The following is a 15,505-nucleotide window of genomic DNA, read 5'->3' as shown; positions in this document are numbered from 1 at the left end:
CTGATGAGACTGATCCATCGTTTACCATCAACCACGATGCTAATGCTTCTTGCATTACTTGTTGCCAACCAGCCGATGACGCCATCGTATGCCGCGACGCCTAGCGGCTTTACGTCGTTGTTCAACGGGGTGGATTTGAGTGGCTGGAAAGGATTGGTGGGAAATCCCAAGTCGCGAGCCGCGATGTCGGCGGCGGAGTTGTCGACTGCGCAACAGGAAGCAGACAAGATTATGCGAGCCCACTGGAGCGTCGTTGATGGCGCGCTGCAGTTCGATGGCAAAGGCAAGAGTCTCTGTACTGAAAAGGAATACGGTGACTTTGAACTTTATGTCGATTGGAAAATCCTCGAAGGTGGCGACAGTGGCATCTATCTGCGTGGCAGTCCGCAGGTCCAGATTTGGGACACCGAGTTTGAAAACTACTTTCGTCACGGCGCCGAGAACGGATCAGGTGCACTATGGAACAACAAACGCAACCCCCGTTTTCCGCTGGTCAAAGCGGACAAACCGGTGGGGCAATGGAATACGTTTTACATTCGCATGATCGGCGAGCGTGTGACGATTAAATTGAACGGCCAATTGGTTGCTGAAAATGTCGTGATGGAGAATCTTTGGCAAAGGGATTTGCCAATCTACCCGCGTGGACAGATTGAACTGCAAAACCATGGCAATACACTCTATTTTCGCGATATCAAAATTCGCGAAATTCCGGCCGACGAAGCGAACGCTCTTTTGACTTCGATGAGCGATGTCGACCAATTTCAACGTGTGTTCAATGGAAGTGACTTCACCGGGTGGAGCGGCGATTTGGACAACTATGAAATCGTGGACGACGCGATCGTTTGTAAACAGGGCAAGGGCGGCACGATCTTTACAGAGAAAGAGTACGACGACTTCATCGCGAAATTGGAATTCAAACTTCCGCCGGCAGGAAACAACGGAATTGCAATCCGGTACGCGGGTAAAGGCAACGCCAGTGTGGAGGGAATCGAACTACAAGTCCTTGACTCCGAAGCTGCGAAGTACGCAAACCTCGATCCGCGCCAATATCACGGTTCGGTGTATGGATTGGTTCCCGCGCACCGCGGTTATCTGCGACCGACCGGCGAGTGGAACTTTCAGCAAGTCACCGTTCGTGGATCTAAGATCAAAGTCGAACTGAATGGTTTCACAATCTTGGACGCCGATCTCGCGGAGGTGAAAGAGTCAAAAAGCGGCCCGGTTCCTGAGGGAGCAAAACGAAAAAGCGGGCATTTCGGATTTGCCGGGCATCAGGACCCTGTCGCGTTTCGCAATATCTCGATCCGCGAATTGCCCGGTCAGCCTGCTCAACCGCCAATTCGCGACGTCGCAGCAAGCCCGACCGATGGCCCGATCAAGTTGTTTAATGGTCGCAATCTCGAAGGCTTCTATACCTGGATTCGAGACACCGAGTACGCGGATCCCAACAAGGTGTTCACGGTGACCGATGGGATGATTCACATCTCAGGAAACGGCTACGGTGCCCTGATCACCAACCAGTCCTATCGCGATTATCACCTGATTGTTGAATTCAAATGGGGCAAGAAAACTTGGGGAGATCGAGAGGATCGTGCGCGAGATTCAGGAATCTTGGTGCACGCTTGGGGACCAGATGGTGGATTCGGCAACACTTGGATGGCAGCCATCGAGGCCCAGATCATCGAGGGTGGCGTAGGCGACATTTTGGTGTTGACCGGTTCGGACCCGGTGACCGGTCAAGTGCTTCCGGTCTCGCTGAGTGCGGAAATCGGCAAGGATCGTGACGGTGAAAAAGTCTGGAAGCGTGGTGCTGATCGAACGACGCTTTCGAGCGGCCGGATCAATTGGTTTGGACGTGACGAAGACTGGGCGGATAAGATCGATTTCCGCGGAAAACAGGACGTCGAAAGCCGCTTCGGAGAATGGACACGACTGGAAGTTATCGCCGATGGCGGCCACTTGCTTTACAAAGTCAACGGCGTGGTCGTCAACGAAGCGTTTGAAGCAACACCGGACTTCGGGAAACTGCTTTTGCAAACCGAGCAAGCGGAAATGTTCGTTCGCCGCTACGAACTATGGCCTCTCGGCAAGGCTCCGACCGACGGGCTGAAGCAATAATCGATTGCGTGCTGCCGTCGTGTCTGCCCGTCGCTCAGCGACGGGCGATTTATTACTTTTGTAGCTACGCTCGCCAGAGCGTGGATTTCCGCTGCGAACGCGACGGCAACTACGCGGGAGCCCGAGAGATATTTTTCGCCCATCCCGCTGCGACGCTACTCGATCGTGGCGGTGAATGTTCCTCGCAACAAACTTCTGCCCGCATCGGGCAAACACAGATAGATTTTACCTGGCAGCTTTCCGTCGGCTGCTTGTCCGAATTCTAATCGCATCGCGTATTCGCTCATGAAGACCTCTGTCTCGGAGCCACCGTCGGCCGTGCCATGACGAAAATGCACATGAGGCGATGAGAAGCCTGATTTTGCGTTGATGTCAAATGTCTTGCCGTCAGGTTTCTCGTCTTCGTCCAGGAACGTAAAAATTATCCATGAATTAGCGTCGTTATTGCCTTCGCGGTGAGTCAAATGCAGGATCCCATCGCGGATGGTTGCTTCGTTGATCGTGGCGGGCGTACCAGCTGCGACGCCGGAAGCCGCCGCCGCTGGAATTTCCACTCCGGTGAGATCCAATGTCCATCCTTCTGGTGCCGGGCCCGATGGGACCTTTGCGGATTCCGAATTAGCACCGGAACTCTCCATTGATTCGGAGATTTCGAATTGGATGCTGTCTTCGCCGCTAAAACCAAATTCCATTTCGGGACCAGCCGCGTCGCCGCTATTTCCTCCTCCCATATTTGCCATCGCTGACGCTTGAGCGACTGCTTGATTGAACTCCTCTTGCGACTCGGCAGCCAATAGCGAATCCAGCACAGTGCCCGCCATGCCGGTAAACATGCCAACCATCATTGTCATGCCCAGCATGCTTTCGGCGTTATCGGCTTTCATCTGTTCCATCGATTGTTTCAGTTCGCCAGATTCGAGCTTCGCCTTCAGTTCGTTCCATTGCTTGAACTGTTCCTCGGTGACCCAACGATTCGAGACGCGGACAAGTTTCGCTTCTCGCGACGTGAATTCAAAGTTAAAATCGCTTGCGGGTTGTTCGGTTTCAGCCTCAGTCTCCGGAACTCGCACGATCGCGTGATCTTCATCGATTTGTTCGATCGTCAGCGAGTCGAGGAAACCATCGATTGCCCCGGGGGGGGCTAGGTCGAACAAGGGTTTCAAGTGGCCGCCGATCCGAGGGCCGTGATAATTGATCGTTTGGGACAGGTTACGTTCACCCGTCATCTCGATGGAAAAAGCGAAGTCAATCAGCTCGTAAAGGACGCCAACCGCTGGATCGTAAGCTTGTTTGATTTGCGGCATCGCCTCGGCAGGTGCCTTTTCAAATAACGGCGAGCCAAGCACAAACTCTTTCTTGGTGACCAAGACTTTGATCGCCTTGAAGACCACCGGCTCTACCTGGTCTTGTAGAGCGGACCGCTGATCGACGAACGGGCTGACCTCGCTGCGAAAACGGTCGTCATCAAATGTCGCACGCATCTCCTCGGGCAGAGCGTGCCACAACACTTCGGGATGTCCGGCGAGAAATTGCTGCTTTGCAAAGTCAATCGTTTCACGAACCGATAAGTTGTCCGGAAACGGTTGCATCGGAGCTACCGGTGGTGGTGTAGGTGGTTCGAAATTCAGCGTGCGAGTCACAGCGGGTGCCATCGCGGATTGCGAATCTGACGGTGGCTGTGTTGGTTGTTTGAGCTCCTTACGCATTTGTTCATATGCCGCGCGAGCCAGATTGCGGCTTTCCGGACTTAGGCGAGCAATGGGCACGCTAATTTTTGCTCCATTGGTTTTTAGCAAAACAATGCTTTTGCCCTCCACCCCGACGAACTTTGCATCGATTGAAAATTTCCCAGTGGCATCGGTCCACGTTTCCGCTTGCGCAGAGGCACAGAATGGAGTGCCAATCGCGACGAACAATCCAAGTAAGCAAATTCCGCCGAACCAAGCAGGCGGAGACAATGATTTTGAGTAGGTGTTTTTGTGGAACATAAGAACCTATTGAGTTTGCGAAGCAAGTTGAATCGGCTGATAACGGCTTCATGCCAGCCTATCTGATTGGCAGTGAACCGATTGGTAGGGGGCGCGAAAAAAGCGGCGGATCGGAAAAAAAAACGAAAACACGACAGTGTCGATGCAGCGGTGTTCCCGTCCTTGATTGTCGCACGGCTTTCCAAGCCGTTAGCGTGCACCGCGTTTTGAACGTCAACCCGAGAGGACTAGGAGGATCGGGTTTGCAGGATGCCGTCAGGCTCGATCACATGGTTTCATATCGCCCCTTCGGGGCTTTGTGCTCGTGTTTTTCCGAGCATCCACGGGCTCACGCCCGTGGCTACATCGTGCCGTCCCTTTGGGACTAATATCAGCCACGGAGTGGCGATATGTAGTAGCCATTGGCGTCAGCCTATCGGCCACTGACGCTCAACTACTAATGGCAATCACTCGGACGAGCATCCATACGGCGGTGGCGACCGTGCCGACGACGAGCGTCCAGCCGACGCGTTTGAGTTGTCTGGCGTGAGGTGGATCCAACATCAGGTACCAAGACATTGCCAACATCGGCAGTGTGGTAATCGTCAACGAATATTCGGCAAATGTCGTGACAGCAACCAAGATCGAGAGTGCCGAGATTGATAACCAGTGTATTTGTCGCGAGTGCCGTTTCTGTGCCGCGATGACTCCGCGGACCGCCATTGTTGTCGCCGCAAACCCGACAAGCCAAGTCGTCCAGATTTGCATTGTGTCGGCGAATGAGAGTCCACCGGCCAGCAGGATCGGAACACATGGCACCGATAATCCGATCACGCCCCACATCTGGCCACCTAGCGTGCGATGTTTACCGGCAATAGCGAGAGCGAAGCCGCTAATGGCCAACACGCTGCATCCCAACAGCGATCCGCGAACACTTGGCGAACCGAGGGCCAAGGCAAGCGTGCCAAACATGACTGTGATCGCAAGCAACGTGCCCAATCGCTTAGTCGCCGATGGCGTATTTTGTTTGGCACGTTTTCCACGATGCCCCCATGCGACCAGTAAAGGTTCATGAGCCAGAAAGCCCGCGACCGATGCCGCGGCAACTGAGACGCCCACGACCGTCGGTCCCGTGATCGCAAGCGAAGTCACAATGGGAATACCAAGGATCGCGTACGCACCGTGTTCCTTCGGTTTCAGCTTCGCCGCCGGTAAACTTTTCGATGCGATGTCGTCTGTTAGAGTGACGGTGCTCATTATTGAGATCGTAAAAGGTAAAAATCGGGTTGGCTTAGAGTCGCCTTTTGCTCCGCAAAAGTAGCGTCCGCTAACCGTGCGTTGGCCGATCAAAAGGCAACCATGAATTGCCACTCATTCCTATACTTTGCAGGGGCATTGTTTTAGTGACTCGACAACACGTGCCGCCGCCTTCTGGCCACTTTCAATACATCCAGGCACGCCGACGCCCGACAACGAACTGCCGGCGAGAGCCAGGTTGGGATGCAAATCAAGTCGTTCGTTGATCTCGGCGATCCGTTGTTTGTGGCCGACATGGTACTGGGGCATCGCATGCGTTTGACGAGTGATGTGTCGCAGTATCGGTTCGCCATCGATGTCGAGCAACTTGGCGAGTTCCCAATGTGCCAATTCAACCAATTGTGCGTCGGGCATGCGAAGCAGGCCTGGTTGCATCGCGCCGCCGATGAACACTCGCATCAGCACGGTGCCGTCGGGAGCACGACCCTCGTATTTCTCGCTCGAGAAACTGCACGACAAAATGAAATGGTTCTCGACATGCGGGACGACGAAGCCGAACGAGTGCAGCGGCGTGCGAATCTGGTCTCGGCGAAACGCCAGCGAGACGACCGCACAACTGGCGTACTCGATCCGTCCGAGTCGCCGGGCCATCTTGGGATCAACACGTCGCAGCATTTGGGCGGCATGATTCGCCGGAGCGGCGGCGACAACCGCGTCCGCTGTCGTTTGGTTCCCATCGTCGTGTTGGATGGTCCAGCCCGAATCGGTCTTTGTCAACTCACGCACGGGCGAATTCAAATGAATACCATCCGCAGGCAGACTGTTGCCCAACGACTGGATCAAACGCGACATCCCGCCTCGCAGTGTCATGAATTGGCTGTACCTTGCACCGCCTCGTTTCTCACTCGCTTGTTTTTGGGTGCGGCGGCCAGCCATCATTCCTCGAATCAGACTTCCGTATTTACGTTCCATTTCCAAGAACCTCGGCATCGTCGCTGCGACACTCAATCGCGTTGGGTCGGCGGTGTAAATCCCGCCCACCAATGGCTGGACGAGTCGTTCAAACATCTCGGTGCCGAAGCGGCGGCAAATAAACGAACGCAGCGACTCGTCCTCGTCGGCCTTCTTTCGAGGAATGAAGACTTCACATCCCGAGCGTAGCTTGCCCATCGGCGACAGGATCTTGGTTGATATTAGAGGCCAAATTCGCGACGGAGCCATCACCATAAATCCAGACGGAATCGGCTGCAGTTTGCCATGGCTGACAACCATCGCTCCGCCCCCTCCCGGATTCGTTCGGATCAACTCGTCACCGAGTCCTAGATCCTTGCAAAGCTCGATCGCGGTCGGCGATGTAGTGATGAAATTGTCGGCGGCCCCTTCGATCAGGAATCCGTCTTTTTCCGTAGTCTTGATCACGCCGCCTAAATGCGACCCCGACTCGTATACGTGAACGTCGACATCCGGCGAAAGTTTGCGAATATGGTGCGCCGCGGCTAGCCCCGAGATGCCACCCCCGATCACGGCAACGCGGGGGCGCGGAGCGACGGGATGGTTGGTGCCAGAGTCGAAATCTAAGTCAGCGTCGCTATCTATACGACGGTTTGTGTCGGTGGACATGGCGATGATTCATGGAAAGCGGGAGGGATGTAGTTGCAATCGGGTTCTTCGGCCATCGGATTTCCGGTGACACCATAGGCTCGGGCTCGCGATCCGCCACACACGTTGCGGAACTCGCACACGCCACATTTGCCTTGTAATTGGTCGCTATCGCGAAGCATTCTGAACGTGGGCGATGATTGATACACATCAACGATGCTCTGCTTTGGAAAGTCGCCACAATGGATGGGCAGAAAACCGGTTGGAAAGATCTCGCCGGTGTGGCTGACGAACATCACGCCTTTGCCATCGTTCACCCCCGCAGGAATGAACCCGCGTGGTGAAGCGGGCGAATTTTTCGGTTTGTTTTGGATCACGTAGCGGCGGTAATGGGGCGCTTCGGTCGTTTTGACCATGAAAGGTTGCTGCAATGCTTGAGCATGCAAGCGTGCGAACGCTGCTTCGCATTGGTCCGCATCCAATCGCTGCATCGTCGTCGCGCGACCGACTGGGATCAGGAAGAAGACCGACCAGAGTGCAATGTCAAGCTTGGCAAATCGATCGCCCATCGCTTCGATTTGGTCCACGTTGGCCGGCGTTAGTGTCGTATTGATTTGGGTTTCGACACCCAAATCGCGAGCGATCTGCAGCACATTCATACTGTGGTCAAAGCTTCCTGCGACGCCACGATTGGTATCGTGTGTGGCCGCATCGGCTCCGTCAACACTGATCGCCATCCGGGAAATCCCGGCATCGCGAAGTCGCCGGATCGAATCGCGATTCACTAACGGCGTGGCGCTCGGAGTGATCGACACGTCGATGCCAGAACCGACCGCGTACTCGATCAGCTCGTAGATGTCGTCACGTTTCAGCGGATCGCCACCAGTCAGAATCAGCATCGGCGGATCAGGGAATTCGCCTAATTGGTCAATCAGTTGCTTGGACTGCGCGGTTGCTAATTCACGCGGGTCGTGATGACTTTGGGCACACGCTCGGCAGTGCAAACACACCAGATCGCAAGCCCGCGTCAATTCATAAAACACCAGCATTGGACTGTGGACAAACGATTTGCGTGACCGTACATGCGTAGGCCGGGTGGCTTGTGAAAGAGGCCGATTCGGGCGAGCAATCATTTCGCGATTCCTTATTGAACGAGCGATGTCTGATCATTGTACCTTAATGTGCATGCGTGGGTATAGAATAGGTTGGCGAAAAACGCCCGTGGCAAAACGTCACATCAAGGAGCCCGGCTGAAGAGTTGAATTTTCGGGAATCCCCGTAGCGGAAGTCGTCAAGACTTTCGTGAATCGCCAACCAAGTCGAAACGCTTAACGGCTTGTTGATTTAGTGAGCCGCTCGCGCGTGAGCGGCCGGGTCCCACGCACTACCCGGTGCCTTACGGCCCACGGCTCACCGTTGCGATTTGCATTTGGATTAAATCAACAAGCCGTTAACGAGTTCCGCTAGAAAAAAAACGTCACTATTTAATCGCATGTCGCTCGCGATCCAACGTTATGATCGCGGAGCGATCAACGACAATCCTACATTCTGAGCCGACGACGCTAGTCGCGGGCATGTTTCCTGCAATATAGTCGGGCCCGCGGCTAGCGCCGTCGGCTCACAAAAGGATCGACGGTTCATCGGTATACACCGAACGAACTGCTTAGTCCGACGAAGATTTCAGTACGGGAATGTCAAAGTCGGTAGCTTCGATTTGACCTCGCAATGTCTCAATCGTCTTTTGCACATCTTCGATTGAGCACGACGTCTGGGATGAACCGCCGATTGATAGCTGGTCAGATTGCTTCAGCCAACGATGAACGTGTAGCCAGCTGGCAAGTTCATCCGAGACAGCTTGATGATCACGAGAAATAGCAACCGATTTTAAAAAACACTCTGCGACTTGATCCCGATCTTTACGGGATTCCGCTAAGTGTGCTTTTTGACGCCACAGTTCAGGCAACGCAAAATTGTCTTCGAACGTATTCGCTGCTTCTAAACCACGAAGAATCGCATCTTCTGACGCCGCTAAGTCACCGACCTGGCGTTTGGCAGACGCCACAAAGCTCATGTATAGCGGAGTCGCCAAGCGGGCGCCCGTCATCTGGTACCGCTGGATTGCTTCGTCCAATGTTTCGTTTGCGGCTTGCGTGTCTCCGATGCAAAGCAGCCCACCAGCACGAAACAACATGCCGGTCGTTTCCCAGAAAAAGAAAGCCTGTTGCTGTGAGACTTCAATCTGGCGGTCCGCCATGCTCACCGCCTCGTCGCCGCGCCCCATCGAAACCGACAACCAAGAATGATGATGCAATGCGAACGCAACGCTAAAAGGGTGATCCAAACTTTCTGCTAATTCCAATCCTTTTCGCATCGACTCGATAGCCGATTTTGGTTGCCCCAAGTGCCATTGATTGAGCGACAAATAACACAGATGAGCAACGCCCGCATGTTGGCCGGTACGACGTAGATGAAAAATCGCTTTTTCAGCGTCGAACAGCTGCATTCCCTTTTCAGTCAACTGCCGTGACGAATCGAATTCCGCGTGATAGAACCGGCCAATCGCATCGATAAACAACGCCTCGGCGCGGGCGCCATCGTCATTGATCTGTTCCGCCATCTGCCTGATCTTCTGGCCGATTGCGATGCACTGCATCACATCATCACGCACGATTCGCCACGAGCCTTTGGCCCACAATGCGTGCAACTGAGCCATAGGATCGTCGAGTTGCTGACATAGCACAGAGCGCCGGTCGTAGATCGATTCCAAATCGGGCGATGCATAACCCATAATCGAGAGAATCGCGATGCCCAGCGAGATATTGATCTTCAGTTCCAACTCGTCCCGCGAAGTCGATTCTGGCAATCGTTCGATCAGCTCTAACCCGGCTTTTAAATGCTCGATTGCTTCCACAAACACACCGTTAGCGACTGCGGCAGCCCCAGCCATCTCCCACCATCTCGCAGCCTCGCGGTGCACGCCGGCGCGCGTGAAGTGGTACGCCAATACTTCCGGTCGCTGGTCCATCGTTTCGGGAAACCGGCGGACGATCACATCGGCAATTCGATGATGAAATTCCTGTCGTTGGCGACGCAACATCGACTCGTACGCGGCATCCTGGATCAACGCATGCTTAAATTGAAAGGTGCATTCCGGCAGTGAACCACGTCGATATAGAATCTCGGCATCCGTCAAAATCGCCAACTCTCGCTTCAGCGTCACATCGTCCAGTTGGGCTACGGCACGAATCATTTCGTAACTGAATTCGCGTCCAATGGTGGCTGCTAATCGCACAAATCCTTGATCGCCACCGGCTCGATCCAATCGCGCCGTTAACAGATCCTGAAGTGACGAAGGGATTTCGTCGCTGCTGCGTGCGGTCAACAATGACGAACCATGCGAATCGCCAATCGGTTCATCCGCTGCCTCGCCGGATTCGGCCAGCATTTTGGCATACTCTTCGACGAACAACGGAATGCCGTCGGTTCGTTCGATGATGCGCGCGATCGTGCCTTTGGCAATATGTCCATCGCCCAGCCGTGATTGAATAATCTGAGTGGCCTGCGCGCGTGTCAGCCGGTTCAATGCGATCTGACTTTGATGCGCTCGACTGGTCCAGGGCGTAGTGAACTCGGGTCGAAAGGTTTGCAGACACAGACAAGGCGAATCCATGGGCTGATCCGCGATACGCGACAAAATTTCCAAGGTCGACGGATCAATCCAGTGTAAATCTTCGATGATAAACAACAGAGGCTGTTGCTCAGCCAGACACATGATCCATTTCAATATGACCGTGATCGTCAATTCTTTCTTCTTTGACGACGCTATCTTGGGTGCCCCCAATTGCGGGTCGGCAGGAAGCGAAAGCAATTCCAACAGAATTGGCAACGAGTCCGTTCGTGACATGCCAATGGATTTCAGATGTTTGTCGACACGAAGCCGTCGTTCTTCCCCAGTCGATTCCGGATCCAGATCCAACCACCGGACTATCGATTCCTTGACCGGCTGAAACGCACTGGCGGAATGATAAGGCGAACATTGCCACTCTAAGATCGGCGCTGATTTATCTTTCGCAAGGAATTGTTGCGTCACATGTTGCTTGATGATCTGGATCAAGCGTGATTTTCCCAACCCCGCCTCGCCAATCAACGCGACGAGTTGTCCTACACCTTCGGACGTCAGTTCCCAACGATCGATCAACATACTGACTTCTTGATCGCGTCCTACCAGCGGCGTTTGTTGAACCTTATCGTCAATCGTTTCGGATATCGACTCCTGTCGCCGTCCGCGAACACGATGTAGCGATTTGGGTTGGTCGTCACGCAATCCGCAGGTAGCGGCCAACCGCTGCGTATCGAAATAATGTCCCACCAACCGCAACGTATCTTCACTAACAACGACTTCGTTGGGTTGCGTTTCGCGATCAATTTTGGAGACCAATGAAAGGACGTCGCCCACCAAGTTTTGCGCATCGCCGCCCATGACGACGATCATCCCACTGTGAACGGATAGCCACAGGTCCAATTGGATGTTCGAGCTGCCAAACACATCTTTTTGCCGACCTCGAAATTGGTTGTTGATATCCAACGCCATGTCGGTAGCTCGGCGCGGAGCGTCTTCATAACTCAGCGGATAGCCAAAACAGACTGAGAATTCTTGACCACCGCGGTACAGAATGCTGCCTCCGTAAGCCTCGGCCTTTTCACTTACTGCTTTTTGCAATTCATCGAGGACTTCAATCTGATCGTCTGGGTCCATTCCGGCTGAATCTTGGCACCGTGCGACGGCGTTGATTCGCAGCACCGTGACATGCCGCCGCCCCGACACCGTTGAACCGGATCCCTGTGATCCTGAAGTCGATTTGTCGCTGTCTGCGGATTCGCTCGACTTTGCGGCCGGGTTGGGATAAGTGCTTTCGTCGGTCGGATCCATCCCGGATTGGTTCATCCGATCCGCATGATCTAGCTGTCGCGTCGGGGCAAAATTGTCGCCTTCGTTCTCCGAATAGAATTCTTCGGACGAATCGGACTTCGTATGAGTTGCCAAGAACTGGTTCAGACGATCCGCCAAGTCTTGTCCGGTCGAATAGCGTTTCGAGATCGTACGTGACATCGCGCGTAGACAGATCCGCTGGAGGGCTTCAGGCACATCGGGTGCCAGTTGCCTGAGCGGCTGCGGATCGTCCTGTAAGATTTGTCGTCGAATTTCGTTCTTGTTCGAGCTGCGAAACGGGACGCGGTTTGTCAGTAGCTGGTACATCAACACGCCCAGCGCATAAATATCCGTACGACCATCGATGCGATGTGCCTGACCTTCGATCTGTTCGGGCGCCATGTACTGGACCGTTCCCATAATATCGCCGATCTGGCTGCCGTCGTTGTCCTCGGCGATTGCCAAACCGAAATCAACCAACACAGGACCGCGATCTTTGGTCATGATCACATTGCCTGGCTTGACGTCGCGATGGACGACCATCTGCGTGTGTGCGTGCCCAAGTGCCGACGCCAGATTGGCGACCAATTTCGCCGCTTCGTTGGGACCGATCGATTTTGAGCTGATGTACTCGTAGAGCGTCGGCCCCTCCAGGAACTCGGTAACGATGTAGACTTTGCCATTTTGTACACCAACATCAAACACCGAGACGATTCCCGGATGTTGCAGCTTGGCAAGATTCAGTGCTTCATCGAGATACTTTTGAGTCCTTTCGGCGCTGCCCTTTTCCGCTCGAGGCTTTGGGACTTTGATCGCAATCTTGCGTTTCAACGTTGGATCGTAGCCTTCGTACACCCAGCCAAATGTACCTTCGCCAATCACGCGGATCGCGCGATACCGGTCGCCAAAAGTCATCGCGGATTTATGGGTTGTGTCGTGTTCGGTAGGCTCCATCGTACGATCTTTCCGTTCTTTCCGTTGGCATTAACAGAAACTGGCAGTTAGCGGTTGCTAATCCTTAGCCGTTGTTTCCGGTTCGCTAGCCCTAAGCCCTGCTTTGACAAACGATTCAGGTACCGGTCCCGCCGGCCCCAGTGTTTTCAGATATTCCAAAATCTGCATGCGTTCATCGTGCGTCAATCGCGGACCAATCACTCCATTCCCCAGCGGCAACGCGTCAAAGGCGTGTCCCGTGTTCAAGTTCCCGTCGACACGCGTGTCAAACAGGAACGCACCTGGAACAGCTTCATTTTTGTAGCCCAAGTGTACTGCATCATACTGCCGCGTTCCTACGTAAAACTTCCGATCACGCTCCTCTGGTGGGCAAAGCAATTGATAGATCGTGCGCACGGAACCGTTATGCAGATAAGGAGGGGACGCCCAAATACCATTCAGCGGTCGCGGACGGTATTCGAGCGGGTTTCTCGCACCCGGGTTACGGTATCCATCATAACTCTCGCGGGTATCTGACGACCACCCCTGTCGTTCATAGTGTCGTTGGGCAATCGCAACGGTCACCCGCTGAAGCGCCTCGCCGACCGACAGCACGGTGGCGGGATATTCGGTCGTATTTGCCCCTTCGACCGGCGAGTACCAATTCTTGTTTTCCCATTGCTGGTTCTTGTAAAAGCCCTTGGTGACCGACGGCAGCACTGACTTTCCGGTGTTGACATAACGTGAAAAGAAGTTGGTGGCTTGCCCAGGATCGGTGCCTACCTTGCCTATGTTTACACCTTCCAAATTTAAAAATCGAGCAAGCTTGCTCGGTGGCTTCCATTCCCACGACATCGAATATGCGTTGTTGGCGACCCAGTATTTGTCCTCCCAAATCTCGTCGCTGTCCAAGGCAGGTAAATGGCAGGTTTGGCAAATATCTCGGTACAGCGCGGCACCGGCAGCGGCTTTCGTATTATTGATCGCACCCATGACTTCCTCTGGCCAACGAGGCGAATGTAAACCTTGTAAGGGGGCGTCGCCGGACAACATCGTTTCGATTTCGTGCAGCCCCTCGATATCGACCGTCGAGTCTAAAAAGCGTTCCGAACGAGGATCCAAATTTACTCGCGCCCGCACGCCAATCGCTTCACCAATATTGCGGACCATCGGTTGTTCCACCGAACCGTTGTACTGGGCCCAGTCGAACCAAGGCGAATCCCAAAGCGGAGGGAAACGGACCGGGGCACTGCCGATTTGCAAATTGTCGTTGTCCAATTGAGTGCCAAAAACGAAATTTGCGATCTTCGCTAACGCGTCGGTTCGGCCGTAGCCACCATCGTAACCATCGTAAATTTCACGTGATGCGTTGGCTTCTTTTTCAGCCAGTCCTTGTTGTAAAACTCGGTTGACACTTTCTTTCAGCTCGGCACGCTCGTCCGGCGTGTGGTCCTCGCCCAAAACACGATCCGCAAACCGATTGAAGCGAAGTGGATTTTTGATCGTCAACAAAAACGCAGCCCCCACCGCATTTTGAAATTGCTCTAAATCGATCAGACCTGCGGCCCCGTCGATTCGCAAATGATGATCCGCATAATGAATTTCACCGGTGTGACACGCTGCACATGTCAGCCCGACCACTCGCTGTTTGGATCCATCATGAGGCATCGTGACATCGTCAACGGCGAACCCAACCGGCAAATCCGACGAGTTATGTTCTCCGCTATGATCGTCTTTCAAAAACCCGAATCGGGCCAAATAGTCCTGGTCGGACATCAGCCCTACGCGCCCGACAAACTTGATGGTGGGCTGTTCCAACGCCATGAACCAATCCGCCTTCATCAGCACGGTCCCCTGAGACGCATGATAAAAATTGTCGCGTTTTTCCGCGGACCAATTCTGGTTCATGTAGGTTACTGGCGCGTCGATGGTCGGTGGCGGCGAGAGGATCCGGAAACAGAATGGATTTAGCACTTTAAATAAGATGCCCGCGACAATCACAGTGATGATCCCGCCCACCACCGGGGCCACTCCGAGCAGACGAGGCTGCTTGGATGCGTCCGTCGTCGCTTCGCCCGCCTCATTCGGCTGATCCTGTTTCGCCTTTAGCCGACGCTTAATCGCGTCGCCTTGGATCACATGCTCGATCGTCAGTCCGATCAGCAGCATCATGCCACCCAACTGAGCTTGGTCATGACGTACTAAATACAGCCACGCGACGCCGCCAAGTGTTTCCAGAACCGTGATGACCGTCGCTTGGCGTGACGCGACAAATTTCAACCAGCTGGTTTGGGATAACAATCCTAGTTCGATGCTATGTTCGATTTGTTCGCCCACAAACAGCACCAGGAAGGCTGCTGTCCAACCAAAGTAGTGCTGCGCAAAAACGAATAAGACCCAGACCGTAATCTCGCTCAAGCAAATCAACAGTAACCCGATCAGCTTTTGCCACCACGGTTTGTGGTCCGCTGCGATGCCAATATTGCCACCAAAGTTTTCTTTGACCCAATACAGAACCGCAATACGCTCGACCAAAAATCCCGCCCATAAGACAATGGTCGCCAAAAGATAAGAAGACTGATCAAACAGCAGGAGCCAGTAGTACAACGCGATAAATTCGCCAGCCGTCGCAATGACAAAAGGTAGGCGAGCTTTCAAGGTCTGCCGAATCGTATCCAACATGCTAATACTTTCTCGTTGA

The 15,505-nt window shown here is 53.9% G+C and carries 7 protein-coding genes; 1 reads left to right on the top strand and 6 read right to left on the bottom strand.

Features of this window, described 5'->3' with window-relative positions; translation table 11 throughout:
* Positions 1-3: 3 nt before the first annotated feature.
* Positions 4-2,118: a 3-keto-disaccharide hydrolase gene (locus tag SH528x_RS23335; RefSeq protein WP_442505855.1), complete on the top strand. Its 2,115-nt coding sequence runs from the start codon at positions 4-6 to the stop codon at positions 2,116-2,118.
* A gap of 155 nt (positions 2,119-2,273) precedes the next feature.
* On the opposite strand, the gene SH528x_RS23330 is transcribed toward SH528x_RS23335, so the two are convergent.
* The 6 genes from SH528x_RS23330 to SH528x_RS23305 all read right to left on the bottom strand — a co-directional run bounded on the left by SH528x_RS23330 (position 2,274) and on the right by SH528x_RS23305 (position 15,486).
* Positions 2,274-4,106: an SHD1 domain-containing protein gene (locus tag SH528x_RS23330; protein ID WP_442505854.1), complete on the bottom strand. Its 1,833-nt coding sequence runs from the start codon at positions 4,104-4,106 to the stop codon at positions 2,274-2,276.
* A 429-nt stretch (positions 4,107-4,535) separates the two neighbouring features.
* On the bottom strand, positions 4,536-5,342 hold the full coding sequence (locus tag SH528x_RS23325) for a YwiC-like family protein (protein WP_442505853.1): 807 nt from the start codon (positions 5,340-5,342) through the stop codon (positions 4,536-4,538).
* A gap of 120 nt (positions 5,343-5,462) precedes the next feature.
* A complete protein-coding gene (hemG, locus tag SH528x_RS23320) occupies positions 5,463-6,962 on the bottom strand; it encodes a protoporphyrinogen oxidase (protein WP_442505852.1) in 1,500 nt (499 codons plus the stop codon).
* A complete protein-coding gene (locus SH528x_RS23315; protein ID WP_442505851.1) occupies positions 6,935-8,074 on the bottom strand; it encodes a radical SAM protein in 1,140 nt (379 codons plus the stop codon). Before SH528x_RS23315 ends, hemG begins: the two co-directional genes overlap by 28 nt.
* A 530-nt stretch (positions 8,075-8,604) precedes the next feature.
* Positions 8,605-12,825, bottom strand: coding sequence for a protein kinase domain-containing protein (locus tag SH528x_RS23310; RefSeq protein ID WP_442505850.1), 4,221 nt, complete (start codon positions 12,823-12,825; stop codon positions 8,605-8,607).
* Between the two features lie 57 nt (positions 12,826-12,882).
* A complete protein-coding gene (locus SH528x_RS23305) occupies positions 12,883-15,486 on the bottom strand; it encodes a di-heme-cytochrome C peroxidase (RefSeq protein ID WP_442505849.1) in 2,604 nt (867 codons plus the stop codon).
* Positions 15,487-15,505 lie beyond the last annotated feature (19 nt).

It is taken from the genome of Novipirellula methanifontis (assembly GCF_052161655.1).
Taxonomy (GTDB): domain Bacteria; phylum Planctomycetota; class Planctomycetia; order Pirellulales; family Pirellulaceae; genus Novipirellula.
This window is presented reverse-complemented; position numbering and strand designations above follow the sequence as displayed.